Source organism: Bifidobacterium magnum, from assembly GCF_000741255.1.
Lineage (GTDB): Bacteria > Actinomycetota > Actinomycetes > Actinomycetales > Bifidobacteriaceae > Bifidobacterium > Bifidobacterium magnum.
In genome coordinates this window covers 1-16194 of the sequence record NZ_JGZB01000003.1, presented here as the reverse complement: position 1 = coordinate 16194, position 16194 = coordinate 1, and the positions used below count along the sequence as shown (strand labels likewise).

Below are 16194 nucleotides of genomic sequence, written 5' to 3'. Positions count from 1 at the left end.
CCCCACGAATTTTCGTGGGGTTTTTCTTATATGTTCCGGTATTGCCGTGCCGGGTGCTCCAGTTGGGCCGGCGCAGCTCAGATCTGCGTGCGGCGCGTCACGATAGTGGTTTTCGAGACAAGCGTGTTGCCCGACAAGGTCGCGTTCGTGGTCACCTGGTAAGCCCTCACCTGCGCGCGTGCGGAAGGATTGGACTCCCCCGACTGTGCATCGGCCGTCTGCTGGGCGTTATTCTGCGGGGATTCGTCCGAAGAGGACGTGTCCGTACAGTTCTGTCCGCCGTGGCAACACTGGTCGAGCGTTTTGCGGATGCGCTCATACATGCATTCGGGTGCGCATTCTGGGCGCAAGTAGGAACGCATCATCGCAATCATCATGCGTTCCATTTCGTCGCAGCTGGTATTGGGGTCGAAACGGTCAGGCTGTTCCGTGGCGTTGTTGGTAGGGTCGATCATTTCGTGGCCGCCTTTCCATAGCCGCGTTCCGCTGCGAACTGGCGCAGTTCCTTCTTCAATTGTGTACGTGCGCGGCTCAGCCGGCTCATCACCGTGCCGATCGGCACGCCCTGTTCCTCGGCGATCTGCTTGTAGGGTTTGCCGTCGATGGCGGCGTCGATGAACACTTGCCTGCGCTCCTCGGACAAGTTGGCGAGCGCCTTGACGATCTCGTCGGGCGCGAATTGTTCGAGATACTCCTGTTCTGCGGATTTGAGTCCGTCGGGAGTGTGGCCGGAAGCGGCGTAAATGTCCCAGTCGTCGTATTCCCCCGTGGACCCGTTGGCCCGCTGCGGGCGGCGTTTCGCTTTGGCGTACTGGTTGAAGAACGCGTTCTTTTCGATGGTCGTCATCCATGCCTCGAAATTGGATCCGATGCGGAACGAGTCGAACGCCTTGAACCCGCGTTCAAAGTCCTGCACCAAATCCTGGGCGTCTTCCGGATTGTTCGTGAATTTCATGGCCTGTCTATACAGCGCGTCTACTGCTGGCAACGCCAGTTGCTCAAAACGGGCGCGCTTTTCGTCCATCGTTTCGTTGACGGGCGATTCCACAGGCCGGTCGGTAGTCATAGTTTGCATATCGGTCACGTTTCCCCATTCTACATTTTCCGTGCGTGAACGGTACGGCAACTAGCTACCAGCGGTATGCGCATACTGTAGAATGCCGTTTCAGATTACCGAGCCAAGGAGAGCTTTCATGTCGCTTACTTTGCAAACAGCAGCCACCATTCTCTATGAGCACCATTTGTTGCGCGAGATCATTACGCGCGACTCGTGGACGTTGAATCCGGCTTCCATCGCCAACTGTGACGAGGAGTTTTCCGATATGACGTACAATTCCCTGCAAATTACGCAGGGTTCGCTGCTGTTTTGCAAGGGCCGGTTCAAGCCCGAATATTTGGCGCACGCCGACGAGCTGGGACTGGCGGCGTATGTGGCGACCGAGGATTTCTCGCAGTATACGGCGGCTCCGGGCCTTATTGTGACGAACGCGTCGCAGGCCATGAGCCTGCTGTCCGCGGCGTATTACGAGTATCCGCAGGATGAGCTGACGGTAATCGGCATCACGGGCACGAAAGGCAAGACGACCACGGCATATTTGGCCCATGCCATGCTCAATGCCGCCAGTGGCAACAAGGCGGCGCTGTTCTCCTCCGTGGACAACTGCCTAGACGGTGTCACCTATGACGAGTCCGACCTGACCACTCCCGAATCCTTGGACGCGTTCCGCATGATGCGTGAGGCGGCCGACAACGGCATGCAATATCTCATCATGGAAGTGTCGAGCCAGGCATACAAGGTCAACCGCGTCTACGGATTGCAGTTCGACGCGGCCGGATTCCTCAACATCTCTCCCGACCACATCAGCCCCATCGAGCACCCCACTTTTGAGGACTATTTCTATTGCAAGCGCCAGATCGTCCAGCACACGAACACGCTGGTGCTTGGCAAGGATTGCGCGCACGCCGATCTCATTGAACAGGACGCGCAGCTCAACCACGTGCCCGTCACGACTTTCGCCGTGGACGGTGACGGCGCCGACATTACGGCGGTGTGCGCCAATGATACGCATACCGAATTCACGCTGATGCAGCATGGCGTCACGCTGGGCACCTGCTCGCTGGCACTGGACGGCGACTTCAATTATGCGAACGCGGCGGCGGCTGTCGCGCTGACGCAGGCCGTCGGCGTACCCGTCACGCAACCGATTCTCGACGCCATGAGCACGGTCCGTATCGCCGGACGCATGGAGGAGTTCCGCAGCGGCGACATGCTCGCGATCGTGGATTATGCGCACAATTTCGCTTCCACAAGCGCGCTTATCGACTTTATCGACCAGCGGTACGGCGAGCGCCACCCCAATATCACGCTCGTGACGGGATCGGCCGGCAACAAGGCCGTCGACCGGCGCAAAGAGATCGTGGAGGCCGCGCAAAACCGTGTCGACCACCTGATCTTGACGTACGAGGACACGGATACGGAATCGGTGGAGGATATTTGCCGGGCCATGCTCGGCTTTGTCACGAACCCGCAACTCGACGCGCGCATCATTCTTGACCGCACGCAAGCCATTGAAACGGCAGTACGGGAGGCGCGCGAACGTGACGGCATGCAGGTGATCCTCGTGATCGGCAAAGGCAACGAACGCTGGATCAAGGCGCACAACAAGCATGTGCCCTACGAGGGTGACGACCGTATTATCGAGCGCCTGTTCGCCTAGTGTGATGCGATCCGAGCTGCGCAAGCGATTACACTGAACGTCAGTACGAGAACATGTGGGAGACAACATGATGGTAATTGAGCGGGTAAGTCCCGCAACAATGGAAGAGAACGCCAAGGCCGAGGGCATTGAGCTGCCGATCGAGCAGACGGGCGTGTGGGCGGACTTCCAGTCCGGCATTCCGGGACGCAAGCCGTGGGGCATGCTGCTGGTGCGCGACCATGACAATGTGGTGGCCGTGATGTCGCTGATCGACATGGAAACGCACGGCTACCATTACCTGCGTTCCGTGCACGGTCCGGTCTGGAAGGAACAGCCGACCGACGAGCAGGAACAGGAAATGCTCACGGCGCTCATCAATTTCGTGCATTCCCATGACAAGCATGTGGCGTTCCTGCGCATTGACGTGTGGTACCACGACCACGCCGACCAGTACCGAGTGCTGTCCACGGTGCCTTACAACGAAACCGTGGTGCTTGATCTGACGGGCAGCGACGAGGACATTCTTTCGCGCATGAAGTCACGCGGACGGCGCGACGTGCGCAAGTCGCTGCGCGAGTCTCCGGCCGAGATCGCCGACGAAACCGAGCAGGCGTCCAAGGACTTTAGCGAATATTACGCGGTTATGGTGGAAACCGCGCAGCGCGACGGCTTCAACCCTGCTCCGATGAGCGACTATTCGGACATGATTCACGCGCTCGGACCGGACCATTGCCGCGTATTCGCCGCCCGTGTGGACGGCAAGGTCGTCTCGTGGGCCATGTTCACGCGCAACGGCAACACGGCCGTGTACTACTACGCGTCCATGCTTTCCGAAGTGCGCCGCATGATGGTGCCCGACAAGCTGCTGTACACGGCGGCTTGCGCGCTGGCCCACGACGGTTGCACGAAGCTCGACCTGATGGGCATCGGCAACGATTTCGCCCCCTCGCTCAAGTCCCTGAACGGTTTCAAGACGAAGTTCGCCAAGGACACGAAGGTGATCGCGGCCGCCTACGACTTCCCGATCAAGAAGGTCCTGTACAAGACGCTCGTGCTCATGAAGGACGTGCGCGGCAAGCTGCATAAGAAGCAGGCCGTCAAGCAGGACGAGCATGACGGCCATACGAACAAGAACTGGGGTTCCGCCGTTTCCGAAAAGGAAAAGAAGCAGCAGAACACTGCGGAGTGATTACTCCAATCCGTCCAAATCTTCATCTTCGGTGGCGGCGCCGGGCTCTTCAGGGCCATCGGCGTCGCCATCGTCGAATTTCATGGTAAAGACGTCGGCTTCGGAAAAGTCCGGATCGGCGTCCGTTTCATAATCGATTTCCGCTTCGTCCATGATGCCGTTGACTTCGGCGCGCGTGGCCGGGTCCACGGCCGCCTGGTGAATACGCTGTTCCTTTGTAAGCTTTAGGTCCGGGTGCACCGACTCTTTGAGCAGGATGCGCGCGTCGCCGGCCGTAATGAAGCTGCCACAAATGAGCACGCCATGGCCGTAGCCCACGCCCAGTTCGTCTTCGCTGTCCACCATGTCCACGGCCGTCTGAATCGCGTCGGGCAGGTCGGGCACGCAAATGACACGGCCCTCGCCAAACACCTTGAGCGCGATCTGTTCGAGCTGCTCGGCCGGCATGCAACGGGCCATCCACGAATTCTGCGTCACCACGATCTGCGAAAGGATCGGTTCAAGCACGCCGAGATACTCCTCCACCTGCTTGTCCTTCATCATGGCCACCACGCCTACAAGCTGCGTGAAATCGTAGTTTTCCTCAATGGCCGCGCGCAGCGACTGCGCCGCGTTCACGTTGTGGCCGCCGTCGATGATAATCGTCGGCGAGGTGCGGATCTGCTCGATACGTCCCGGAATCTTCACGCCGCTCAACGCTTCGGACACGAGATCCGCGTCGAGCGCGCCGTTGACGGGGATCACGACTTCCGCCGCGCACAGCGCCGCAAGCGCGTTGTGCGCCTGGTGTTCACCGAATTTGGCGACAGGGATGTCCTCGTAGGTGCCGTTGGGTGTGCGGAACGTGCAAATCTGGCCGCCGACGGCCGGCATGCGCGTTTCCACTTCGCTTTCCTCGCCGTCACGTACCAGCGTGGCCTGCTGTTCGGCCGCGGCCTCTTCAATAATCGGCATGACGGCTTCCTCATGCGGCTGGGGCTCGACCACTACCGTGCAGTTCGGCTTGATAATGCCGACCTTTTCGTTGGCGATCTGTTCGACCGTGTTGCCGAGCCACTGCATGTGGTCCATGTCGACAGGGCCGATGACGGCGGCGTCCGCGTCAAGCACGTTCGTCGCGTCCCAGCGGCCGCCCATGCCGACTTCCACCACTGCCACGTCCACGGGAGCGTCCGCGAACTTCCAGATGGCCATGGCCGTGAGCACTTCGAAGAAGCTCATGTGCGGCGCATTGAGCTCATCCATCTTCTTGTCCACAATGGCCACAAGATCCTTGACCTGGTTCCACAGGTCCACGAAATCGTCGTCGCTGATCTGCTGGCCGTCAATGGCGATGCGCTCGTTGATATGTTCGAGGTGCGGCGACGTGAACAGTCCCGTGCGCATGCCGTAGGCGCGGCAGATGGCTTCCGCCATGCGCGCCGTGGAGCCTTTGCCGTTTGTGCCCGTCACATGGATCACGCGGAACGAGTGTTCCGGGTGTCCGAACAGGTCGAGGATAAGCTTCATCCTGCGCAGATCGAGATTTGTAGTGTTGCGTTCCGAGGGGCGCGCCATGATGGCGCGTTCTACTTGCGCCATGGGAGTGGAAAGATTGGGTTGTTCTAAAGACATAAAATGCAGTTCCTTACCGTACGCGAATGCCGGCTGTCAGTTCGTTGCCTATTGTAATCCGTCGGCCTTTGTTACCTAAGTTACCTACCGGCGCTGCCGGAGCCGTATTCCTCGGGCCTGTTGCGGTGTGGGCCGCCTGTGCCGCCTCGCCCTAAGAATCGCCGGTCGAGCGCGCGGATCGGGCCGCGGACCGCGCCCGTTATTAGGATGGTGCCATACCTGTTCCCCAATTTCGAAAGCAGAGAGTAATGAGCGAAGTCGTTACGCAGGAAGACAAGGAATACGAAGAGTACGAGGCCGCGCATGCCCCCGGCGCTGACCAGGCCATGGCCGACCGCGGCAACAACCGTACGCTGAGCCCGCGTTCCGAAGCCTTCGTGCAGTTCATGAGCACGGGCTGGGACGACAACGAGCCGGAAGTCGAAGCGTTGGAATCTTCCAAGTTCACGCCGGCGCGTCTCGAGGCACTCGGCAAGCGTTTCCCGGGTGAGCGCATTGTAATTCCGGCCGGTCAGCCGAAGGTGCGCAACAACGATTGCGACTACCCGTTCCGTCCCGATTCCGCGTTCAGCTACTACACGGGCCTTGGCCAGGACTTCGAGGCCGGTTCCGTGCTCGTGCTCAACCCGTTGGATCCGCAAAGCGACGAGGCCAAGAGCGGCGCCACGCATACGGCGCAGCTGTTCGTGGCTCCGCGCGCCAACCACTACACGCAGGACTTCTTCAAGGACGCCCACTACGGCGAATACTGGGTCGGTCCGCGCGCCGGCCTTAAGGAAATGCAGGCCATGACGGGCATTGAGACGGCCGATCTGGCGCTGCTCGCCGACGTGCTGGGCAAGGACGCGGGCGAAGGCGCCGTGCAGCTGCGCGTGCTGCGCGACACGGACCAGGCGCTTACGCAGCTCGTGGACGATGTGCGTGAATCCCACGGCTTCGATGATGCGGACGCCAACCATGCGGCCGACGATGAGCTGCAGGAATACGCGTCCACGGCCCGCATGATCAAGGACTCCTACGAGGTTGGCGAGCTGCGCAAGGCTGTGGCCGCCACGAAGAAGGGCTTCGACAACATTTTGCGCAAGCTTCCGAGCGTGATCGGTCAGGAGCGTTCCGAGCGCAAGCTGGAAGGCGCGTTCAACGCCATTTCGCGTGAAGAGGGCAACGCCGTCGGTTACGACACGATTATCGCTTCGGGCCCCCATGCGCCGATTCTGCACTGGATGCGCAACACGGGTACCGTGGAATCCGGCGACCTGCTGCTTATTGACGCGGGCATCGAAGTGGATTCCCTGTACACGGCGGATATCACGCGTACGTTCCCCGTCAACGGCAAGTTCACCGACTTCCAGAAGATGATCTACCAGACCGTGCTCGACTCCCAGCAGGCCGGTTTTAAAGCGGCCCAGCCGGGCGCCACCTATGCGGACATCCACCACGCGTGCATGCGCGTGCTGGCCGAACGCCTGCACGAATGGGGCATCCTGCCTGTGGACGTGGAGGAGGCGCTCTCCCCGCAAGGCCAGCAGCACCGCCGTTGGCACGCTTGCGGCTGCGCACACCATCTGGGCCTTGACGTGCACGATTGCGCGCAGGCCCGCTACGAGTCCTACCAGGGCGCGGAAATCCGCCCGGGCATGACGTTCACGATCGAACCGGGCCTGTACTTCCGTGAGGACGATCTGCTCGTCCCGCCGGAGTTCCGCGGCATCGGCATCCGTATTGAAGACGACGCGCTCATGACCGAAAACGGCCCGGAATGGATCTCCATCGACATTCCGAAGCAGGTTGCCGACGTGGAAGACTGGATGGCCCGCATGGCCGCCGAAGGCGCCAAGGAGAACTGACATGGCGACACCGGAGTTCATCCTCGCCCTACGCGAGAAAATCGGGCATGACCCGCTGTGGCTTATGGGCGTGACGGGATGCGTGATCAATGACGAAGGCAAGCTGCTGCTCGGCCGACGCGCGGACACGGGCCAGTGGGCCATGGTCTACGGCATTAACGAGCCTGGCGAGGAGCCGGCGGACACCGTCATTCGCGAAGTCAAGGAAGAGACGGGTGTGGACGCCATCGCCACCGACCTCGTGTGCGTCAAGTCTTCCGACCAGATGCTCACCTATGCCAACGGTGACCAGACGATGTACATGGACCACCTGTTCCTATGCCAGGTCGCCCCCGGCGGCAACGGCGAACCGTTTGTCGGCGACGACGAAAGCCTGAGCGTAGGCTGGTTCGACCCGACCGAACTCCCCTCCCCGCTGGCCGCCACCACCGGGGAACGCCTGCGCTACGTCAGCCAGTACTTGGGCAACGCCCAGCATGGCGACCGTCGCGCGCTGTTCGCCGTCACCGAGGAGTAACGATGCGCATCGTACTGCAAAAGGTCAGCAAGGCCGGCGTCACGATTCCCGACGAACCGGATTTCGTCCCGCAGTCCATCGGCACGGGATACATGCTGCTTGTGGGCGTGGCCGACACGGACACCGACAAGCAGGTCGACTGGCTCGCCCACAAAATCGCCAACTTGCGCGTATTCGAGGACGAACAGGGCAAAATGAACCGTTCGCTGGCCGACGTGGACGGATCGATCCTGTCAATCTCCCAGTTCACGCTCTACGGCAACGTCAAGCGCGGCAACCGCCCAAGTTTCGTGGAAGCGGGCGCCCCCGACCATGCGAAGGCGCTGTGGCTCGCGTTCAACGAACGGCTGCGCACCTACGGCATCACGGTCAAGGAAGGCCGGTTCGGCTCCAACATGAAGGTGTCGCTCGTCAATGACGGCCCCGTCACGATCCTGTTCGACACGGAAACGCTGGGAGTCTGAATTCCGGCGCCAATCGCCATGGCACCTATAGCAAAGGGCTCGCACCCATACGGATGCGAGCCCTTTTGCGTTATATGCCGGTGAGGCGGTCACAAGACCGCACATCACTGATCACAGCATCGCGTTGAAGCGGTCGGCAATCACCTGTGCGGCGCCTTCCTCCGGCACGGCCTCGGAGTTGGAGCCGTCGCGGTCGCGCACTTCGATCGTGCCGTCGTTCATCGTGTCGCGGCCGACCACGGCCACAAGCGGCACGCCGATGAGCTCGGCGTCCTTGAACTTCACGCCCGGGGACACCTTCTTGCGGTCGTCGTAAATGACCTCGAGGCCGCGCGCCTCAAGTTCGGCGACAAGCTTCTCGGCCTTCTCGAAGACTTCCTCGTTCTTGCCCGTGGCGATCACGTGCACGCTGGCCGGAGCGATCAGGGCCGGCCAAGCCAGGCCGCGCTCGTCGTGGTGCGTTTCGGCGATGCACGCCAGCACGCGGCTGACGCCGATGCCGTAGCAGCCCATCCACACGGGGACGGTCTTGCCGTTCTGGTTGAGAACCTTGAGGTCGAGGGCCTTGGAGTACTTCAAGCCAAGCTGGAACACCTGGCCGATTTCCACGCCGCGCTCGAAGCTCAGCGGGCCGGAACCGTCGGGGCTCATGTCGCCGTCGCGCACGGCCACGGCTTCCACCACGGCGTCGGCCTCGAAATCACGGCCATACACGAGGTTGTAGTAGTCCACGCCAGCTTCGTCGGCGCCCGTGAACCATGCGGAGCCGACCGGAATGTGGGCGTCCACGAAGTAACGCAGCGGCTCTTCAATGGTGGAGCTTTCCACGCGGGCCTGCGGACCGAGCGCCATCGGGCCGATGTAGCCGCGCACGAGTTCGGGATGGCTGGCGAGTTCCTCTTCGGTGGCTTCGTCGAGCTCGGCCGGGGCGAACTGCGCTTCGAGGCGCTTCATGTCCACTTCACGGTCGCCGGGCACGCCCACCACAATGAGTTCGCGCCATGGTTCGTCATGGTCGTCGTCTTCAGGGTGCTTGATGGCGATCACTACGTTCTTGAGGATGTCCTCGGCTTCCCACATGCGGCCGTCCTCGCGCGGGTACATGCCGTTGGCGCGCTCCACCATGTTGGCGATGGATTCGGCGTCCGGCGTTTCGCGCTTTTCGGCGGCCGGCGTGGTGCTGCAGTCGATTTCCTCGGCCTTCGGCGTGGTCAGGGCCTCGACGTTCCAGGCTTTGCCGGAAGGCGCGAGTGCGAAGGTGTCCTCACCAATGGCCATCGGTGCCAGGAACTCTTCGGAAGCGGATCCGCCCATGGGGCCGGACATGGCGAATACCGGAATGTAGTCGAGGTTCAGGCGCTTGAAGATGCGCTCGTAGGCGGCGCGCTCTTCCATATAGCAGCGCTTCATGCCTTCTTCGTCCACCGTGAACGAGTAGGCGTCCTTCATGATGAACTCGCGGCCGCGGATCAGGCCGGCGCGCGGACGGGCCTCGTCGCGGTACTTGGTCTGGATCTGGTAGAGCGTTACTGGCAGGTCCTTGTACGAAGAGTACATGTCCTTGACCAGCAGCGTGAACATCTCTTCGTGCGTCGGAGCGAGCAGGAAGTCGTTCTGGTGGCGGTCCTTGAGCTTGAACATTCCCTCGCCGTACTCTTCCCAGCGGTGCGTGGCCTCATACGGCTCGCGCGGCTGCAGGCCGGAGAAGTGGACTTCCTGGGCGCCGATGCCGTTGATCTCTTCACGGATCACGGCTTCGATCTTGTTCAATACGGTCAGGCCCAGCGGCAGCCACGTCCAGATGCCCGGAGCGGTTTTGCGCAAATATCCGGCGCGCTGAAGCAATTTGTCGGAATCGACGTCTGCGTCGGCCGGATCCTCACGCAGCGTACGAAGAAACATGGAAGACATGCGAAGTGCTTTACTCATACGCTCAAAATTATTCATCTTGTGGGACAACTTATAAAGGCGGCCCGGACGCGCGCATTGCCGCACTGTCCGGGCCGTCTCCATATGCCGAATCCGTCACTTGTCGTTGTCGGCCATCTCCTTGGCGTCTTCCTCGAGGATCTCCTCGTTGACGGTCTGCGGAGGGTACACGAAAATCAGCAGCATAAGGATGCAGCCGATCAAATACATGATGTCCGGCAGGCTCAGCAGCGGGAACAGACCCACGCTGTTGGGGATCAGGATGCCTACAACCACGAGGATCATGCCGACCACGGGCAGGCCTTCCCAAATCCAGTTGTTCGGCACATGATTGCGCTTCTTCATCGCCACGGACACCGCATAGAACGGCACAATGAACAGCAGGCCGCCGATAATCGTGAGCACATCGGAAAGCTTGAGCGAACCCCAGTGCACGTTCTGGGCGGATCCATACAACAAAAATCCAATAAACAGTACCAAAATGCCTATGGTCGAAACCACAAGGGACTTCTTGCTTGCCATGTCATTCTCTTTCTATGCAAGTTCCAAATACGTTCCATACACGGCGTCGCCGCGTTCCGTGTCACTTAGTTCAGAGTAGAACAGTTCACTTTAGAACAGCGCGCCCAAGGAAAACTCATCTTCCAGTGAAACGTCGCTGGCACCGTTTCCGGCGCCTCCCGGACCGAAGGACTCCGCACCTTCCGTCTTCAACCGTTCCACGGCCTCCTCGGATTTCGCACGCAACAGTCCATCCAACGCAATGGCGTCGGGAGAGACTGCGAACATGCGGTTGTTGACGCCCTGCAAATACAGGCCGTCAAGACTCTCCACACGGCTCAAAGCTACATATCCCATGCCCGGGCCGAAGGTGCGGCGCAAGTCCATGACGGCCGAATCCAACGTCATGCCTTGCGATTTGTGGATCGTAATGGCCCACGCGCAACGCAACGGAACCTGCGAAACGTAAGCCAACACTTCCTCTCCGTCCATCATGTCCCAGTCGGCGCGCTTCATCGTCACCGTATTGCCGTTCTCGAATTCCACAATGGGCCAGCCGCCCTTGGACTTCTTCGCAAAGCCCACCACGGTGCCCAACGAGCCGTTGACATACTGGTGTTCGCTGTCGTTGCGCAACGCCATGACCACGGCGCCTTCCTTGAGCACGAGCTCTTCGGGTGCGAGCATGTTGCGCAGCAATCGCTGCACAAGTTTGGCCTGGCCGCCGCTCGTAGCCTCGAACACATGCTCCTCGCCCTCAAGCTGGGCGAGCATGCTGTCGTTGAGGCTGTCGGCGGCGCGGTTGACGGGGAATAAATGCACGGACTGCTTGCCTTCTTCGGGCTCGAGTCCCAGGCGCGTCACGAGAATATTGCGGTCGTCGTCGGTTACCGCTCCCCCGCGAATATGGTCGAGCACACCAAGCAGCTTGCCGTCGTCCTGGCGGTGCTGTTCGGTCAGGTAGCAGATGACGGGATCCAACTCGTCCCAGACCAGCGACTCGGTAATGAACCCTTCAGGATTCTTGCCCGCCTCCGCATACAGCTCGCGCGACGCCACAAATTCGGGCGAAGGCGGCAACAGGTCACGGTTGCGGTTCGAGGTGCTTACGGGCGGCAGCTGGAAGAAGTCTCCCGATATGATCACCTGCAATCCGCCGAACGGGCGCTCGTCCCTGCGGATGGCGCGGCATACCTGGTCTACCATGTCGAACAGCCATGCGTGGATCATGGAGACTTCGTCGATCACGAGCACGTCGGCGGCCTGGATTTTCTTGCGCCGGCGCGTACGGATCTGCTTGAGCAGCTTGTCGGTGATCACATTGGCCACGCCCACGCCGCTCCATGAGTGGATCGTCTGGCCGTCCACATGCGTGGCCGCGATGCCCGTGGAAGCCGTGACGGCCACGGACTTGCCGGCGGCGCGCGCCTCTTCTATGCATTGGTTGAGCACATAGGTTTTGCCCGCGCCGGCGGCGCCCGTCAAAAACACGTTGGCTCCGGCGTTGACAATGGCGAGCGCCTCCGATTGCTGCATGGGTCTCCTTATCCTCGGTATGCCACGGCTGCGGCGAATGCCCGGCGCGCTATGTGGCGGCGTCGGGCGGTCGACTGGCTATTATGCCACGATCGCGTCGATCACCTTCATGACGCCTTCTTCGGTGTTGGCCGGCGCAATGTAGTTGGCCGCTTCCTTCACGCCGTCGTGGCCGTTGGCCATGGCGAACGAGAACTTGGCTTCCTTGAGCATGCCGGCGTCGTTGAGGTAGTCGCCGAACACGGCTGTCTGCTCTGGAGTGACGTGCAACGCCTTTTGCAGCGCGACCACGCCTTGGGCCTTGTCGGTTTTCTCATTCATGATGTCCACCCAGTGCGCACCCGAGACGGTGTAGGTGTACGGGGAATGGACGATCGGGACGAGCAGGTCGCGCGCCATCGCTTCGGCGTCGCTGAAGTCGAAAATGGCGAGCTTGAGGAACGTCTCGTCCTCGAGCGCGAGCACGTCGTGCAGGTCTTCCACTTCGGTCAAGCTGTGGTAGTACTTCTTGCATTCGTCGACGAACGGCTGGTCAATGCGCTGAATGTAGGCGCTATGCAGTCCGCAGATGACGAGGCCGATATTGTACTTGCCTTGTTCCACGGCATGTTCCACGGCGTCGATCGTAGTGCGTGTGATGTCTTTGCCCACGCCGTGCACCTCGATGATGTCGCCCTTGTAGCTGACCACATTGCCGTTTTCCGCGATGAAGCTCATGGTTTCGCTATGGTCGCCGAACATGTCTTCCAGCGTCTGGAACTGCCTGCCGGAGGCCGGCACGAACGGGATGCCGCGTTCGTCAAGTTTCTTGAGCATGTCCCAGAAGCTTGCGGGAAGCTTGCTTTCGCCGTCAAGCAGCGTGCCGTCCATATCGGCTACCACGAGACGGATGTCTTGCGGTTCGGTGATCTGCGTCCATTCCTGTGCCATAGATAGGTTCCTCTTCGTTGTCTGTTGCGGGTGCGTATTAGTCGCGGTTCATGATGCTCGTGCGCTCGATTTGTTCGGCGAGGCGCGCGGATTCGGCGGCGTCCGGTCCGGGTTCCGGCGCCATGAACGCGGCGCGGTAGTAGCGCAGCTCGTCCAGCGACTCGATAATGTCGGCGAGTGCGCGGTGGCCGCCGTTCTTGGCCGGACGGTTCTCATATACGGCCGGGTACCAGCGGCGCGCGAGTTCCTTGAGCGTGCTCACGTCGATGACGCGGTAGTGCAGGTGTTCCATGAGGCCCGGCATGAAGCGGTCGAGGAACTTCTTGTCCGATCCGATGGAGTTGCCGGCGAGCAAGGGCTTAACGCCTTCGGGAGTGAACTGCTTGACGTACTCGATAACCTTGCGTTCCGCTTCCTCCACGGACAGGCCGTTTTCCCATTCGTTGATCAGTCCCGAGCGCGTGTGCATGGCGCGTACGAAATCGTTCATGTGGTCGACGGCGGCCTGGCTCGGCTTGATTACGAAATCGATGCCTTCGTCCAGTACGTTGAGTTCGAAATCGGTCGGCACCACGGACACTTCGCACAGTTCGTCGTGGAAAATGTCGAGTCCCGTCATTTCGCAGTCGATCCAGATAAGCCGCGACTGCTTAGCTGAATAGGTCAGATCATCATGAATGTCTACCATCGTTCCCCTCTTTCGGCGTGCGTCTATATTCCTTACTGTACGTTACGCGCATGGTCGGCCAGCATAAGTACGCGGCTAGAAAGAGGCGACCTGTTGTGTTGAACTATAAAATCCGGGATTGGTGACTTCGGCAGGGATTGGCGGTGACGGTGAAGGAAGGCTCGTCTAGCGGTTAGCGGCTAGGTACTGGTCCACGATCGCCTCGATGGGACGGTAGTGGTCGATGACAGCCTCACGGTAGCCCTCGAGATCGCCAGCAACGGCCGCCTCCACCATGGAGCGGTGGGACATCGCGCTGCGCTCTAGGTCCTCGCTGACCTCAAGGCCGATTTGCGGCAGGATGGCCATGTGTACCAGCCATAGGCTGTCAGCAAGCTGGGAAAGGACCATGTTGTGCGAGGCACGGTGCATGATCGAATGGAACTCGATATCCGCTTTGAGGAAGGTCTCGTGGTTACGAGCAGACGCGACCATCTCGTCGGACAGGTCAAGCAGGCGCGGTTGGACGGTACCTTCCATGGTGTCCAAGACCTGTTCGGCCACGCCCAAGTCCAAGATCTTGCGCACTTGGATGACGTCGCGCAACTCCGACATGTCGGATACGCCGCCGACCATAGCCCGGAAGCTCAGCGTCTCGACCATTGGCTCGAGCGAGAGGTTGCCCACAAACATGCCCTTGCCATGTTCCACGCGCACGATATCGAGGGCCTCGAGTTTGCGCACGGCCTCACGCACTGAGGAGCGCGACACCCCCAGTTCCTCGCACAGCGTCGCCTCGTTGGGCAACGGGTCGCCGGAACCCAGCCCCGAGCGGATGATGTAGGACTTGATGGCGTCCATGGCCGCGTCGCAGCGGTTGGCGCCGCTCAGGACGAGGCTCGGCTCGTTGGACGGCTGCACGGCCGCGAGCGACGCGATGAGCGTCTGGATATCGTCGAACGTGCGGGATCGCATGGGATCCTCCTTCTAGTGGTCAGTGGAAGGCTCGGGACACGCGCGGGTGTCACTATTTCTTCATCGCCTTTCGCCTTATGTTATCAGACATCTTATGTTTATGGGATACAGGGCGTGGTGAGACGGCGCCTCACCCAGTCGCGGAACAGGTTGGGCCACACCTGTACGCAGGGTTCCACGCCCGTGCCGTCCGCATAGCGCGACTCCTCGGTGCCCAAGCTCACGCCGTGCCGCCCAGTAGGGAAGAAATGCGCTTCAACCGGCACGCCGGCGCAGCGCAGTGCCTGCAGCAGCAGGATCGAGTTCTCCACGGGCACCGTCGCATCGGTCATCGTGTGAAACAGGAACGTGGGCGGGAAGGCATCCGTTACGAGCCGCTCGATGGACACAGCGGCACGTGCAGCGTCGTCATCCGCGCGCTCGCCGAGCAGCCGCTTGAAGCTCGGAGTATGTGCGAAGGATCCAGCACTAATCACCGGGTAGCCCAGCATGAGGCCATCGGGGCGGATGGTTTGGGCGTCGAATCCGAAAGACGCCAACATCGGGCCGTCCCATGCAGCGCCCAAGTTCGCGGCTAGGTGACCGCCAGCAGAAAAACCAGCCACGAACACTGCGCGCGGGTCGATGTGCCAATCGCCGGCCCGCGCGCGGACGAGCGCCACCGCCTGCGCAAGCTCGGCCAGCGCAACCGGGTGGCATGAGGGCGCGGTCGAGTAATGCAGCACGCATGCTTGGAATCCATATGAGAGCATGCGGACGGCGATCGGTTCAGCTTCGCGCGCTGAGTTCTCTAGGTAGCCGCCGCCCGGCACCACCACGACGCACGGGCGCACGCGGTCGGCATCGATTTCGGGGGTGTTGTCGAGCAGTAGACACTCAAGCTCAGCGGCCGTACCGTCCAGTGACTCCAGCGGAACATGCAGGATGCGCATCGCGACCTCCTCAGGCGGGCAACGCGGCCGTGAACCAGCCGGTGATCGAGGTGGGGTGCGTGATGGCGGTGCCCACAACAGCAGCCCACGCGCCAGCATCCATCACCTCGCGCAGCTGGGTAGGCGTGTGAATGCGACCCTCGCAAATCACCGGCACGTCCGGAAACCGTTCAAGCATGGCGTACAGCAGCTCTAGATCGGGTCCGTCGGTTTTCGCACGCTCACCCGTGTAGCCCGCCAGCGTCGTGGAGATGAGGTCGGAGCCGGCCTCGACGGCCTGCTCGGCGTCGGCGAGGCTGCCACAGTCGGCCATGACGAGCGTGCCGTCGTCGTGCAACGCGCACACAGTCTCGGCATAGCTGCGGCCGTCGGGCCGAGGGCGGCGCGTGGCGTC

General features: G+C 61.1%; 16 protein-coding genes. 5 read left to right on the top strand and 11 right to left on the bottom strand.

Annotated features, from left to right (window positions below):
* Positions 1-77: 77 nt before the first annotated feature.
* Both BMAGN_RS02085 and BMAGN_RS02080 read right to left on the bottom strand, forming a co-directional pair.
* Positions 78-455 carry a hypothetical protein gene (locus BMAGN_RS02085; RefSeq protein WP_022859057.1) on the bottom strand — a complete coding sequence of 126 codons (378 nt, stop codon included), beginning with the start codon at positions 453-455 and terminating at the stop codon, positions 78-80.
* Entirely contained in the window at positions 452-1066 is a 615-nt protein-coding gene (locus BMAGN_RS02080) for a sigma-70 family RNA polymerase sigma factor (protein WP_034250317.1), read from the bottom strand. Before BMAGN_RS02080 ends, BMAGN_RS02085 begins: the two co-directional genes overlap by 4 nt.
* A gap of 127 nt (positions 1067-1193) precedes the next feature.
* On the opposite strand from BMAGN_RS02080, the gene BMAGN_RS02075 reads away from it, so the two are divergent.
* A complete protein-coding gene (locus BMAGN_RS02075) occupies positions 1194-2717 on the top strand; it encodes a UDP-N-acetylmuramoyl-L-alanyl-D-glutamate--2,6-diaminopimelate ligase (protein WP_022859055.1) in 1524 nt (507 codons plus the stop codon).
* A 67-nt stretch (positions 2718-2784) separates the two neighbouring features.
* Positions 2785-3888, top strand: a complete 1104-nt coding sequence (locus BMAGN_RS02070) for a lipid II:glycine glycyltransferase FemX (RefSeq protein WP_022859054.1) — start codon at positions 2785-2787, stop codon at positions 3886-3888.
* Here the strand turns inward: BMAGN_RS02070 and BMAGN_RS02065 are convergent, their stop codons facing one another.
* Positions 3889-5469 carry a bifunctional folylpolyglutamate synthase/dihydrofolate synthase gene (locus tag BMAGN_RS02065; protein WP_026501825.1) on the bottom strand — a complete coding sequence of 527 codons (1581 nt, stop codon included), beginning with the start codon at positions 5467-5469 and terminating at the stop codon, positions 3889-3891.
* A gap of 281 nt (positions 5470-5750) precedes the next feature.
* Here BMAGN_RS02065 and BMAGN_RS02060 point away from each other — a divergent pair, with 281 nt between their 5' ends.
* Genes BMAGN_RS02060 through dtd form a run of 3 tightly spaced genes read left to right on the top strand, consistent with a single transcriptional unit; the run spans position 5751 to position 8330 of the window.
* Positions 5751-7349, top strand: a complete 1599-nt coding sequence (locus tag BMAGN_RS02060; protein ID WP_022859052.1) for an aminopeptidase P family protein — start codon at positions 5751-5753, stop codon at positions 7347-7349.
* A 1-nt stretch (position 7350) separates the two neighbouring features.
* Positions 7351-7866, top strand: coding sequence for an NUDIX hydrolase (locus BMAGN_RS02055; protein ID WP_022859051.1), 516 nt, complete (start codon positions 7351-7353; stop codon positions 7864-7866).
* A gap of 2 nt (positions 7867-7868) precedes the next feature.
* Complete coding sequence (dtd, locus tag BMAGN_RS02050; protein WP_022859050.1) at positions 7869-8330, top strand: D-aminoacyl-tRNA deacylase; 462 nt, start codon at positions 7869-7871, stop codon at positions 8328-8330.
* 111 nt (positions 8331-8441) lie between these two features.
* On the opposite strand, the gene BMAGN_RS02045 is transcribed toward dtd, so the two are convergent.
* The 8 genes from BMAGN_RS02045 to BMAGN_RS02010 all read right to left on the bottom strand — a co-directional run.
* On the bottom strand, positions 8442-10259 hold the full coding sequence (locus tag BMAGN_RS02045; protein ID WP_081640837.1) for a proline--tRNA ligase: 1818 nt from the start codon (positions 10257-10259) through the stop codon (positions 8442-8444).
* Between the two features lie 96 nt (positions 10260-10355).
* Positions 10356-10781 carry a hypothetical protein gene (locus tag BMAGN_RS02040; RefSeq protein WP_022859048.1) on the bottom strand — a complete coding sequence of 142 codons (426 nt, stop codon included), beginning with the start codon at positions 10779-10781 and terminating at the stop codon, positions 10356-10358.
* A gap of 90 nt (positions 10782-10871) precedes the next feature.
* On the bottom strand, positions 10872-12296 hold the full coding sequence (locus BMAGN_RS02035) for a PIF1 family DEAD/DEAH box helicase (protein WP_022859047.1): 1425 nt from the start codon (positions 12294-12296) through the stop codon (positions 10872-10874).
* Positions 12297-12377: 81 nt separating this feature from the next.
* On the bottom strand, positions 12378-13226 hold the full coding sequence (locus tag BMAGN_RS02030; protein WP_022859046.1) for a Cof-type HAD-IIB family hydrolase: 849 nt from the start codon (positions 13224-13226) through the stop codon (positions 12378-12380).
* Positions 13227-13263: 37 nt separating this feature from the next.
* The gene (gene orn / locus BMAGN_RS02025) at positions 13264-13914 is read right to left on the bottom strand and encodes an oligoribonuclease (RefSeq protein ID WP_022859045.1); all 651 of its coding nucleotides are present in this window, start codon (positions 13912-13914) and stop codon (positions 13264-13266) included.
* A 165-nt stretch (positions 13915-14079) separates the two neighbouring features.
* Complete coding sequence (locus BMAGN_RS02020) at positions 14080-14868, bottom strand: FadR/GntR family transcriptional regulator (RefSeq protein ID WP_022859044.1); 789 nt, start codon at positions 14866-14868, stop codon at positions 14080-14082.
* Positions 14869-14966: 98 nt separating this feature from the next.
* Complete coding sequence (locus tag BMAGN_RS02015; RefSeq protein ID WP_238548743.1) at positions 14967-15701, bottom strand: alpha/beta hydrolase; 735 nt, start codon at positions 15699-15701, stop codon at positions 14967-14969.
* 109 nt (positions 15702-15810) lie between these two features.
* The coding region (locus BMAGN_RS02010) for an N-acetylmannosamine-6-phosphate 2-epimerase (protein ID WP_034250268.1) at positions 15811-16194 on the bottom strand (384 nt) is incomplete at its 5' end.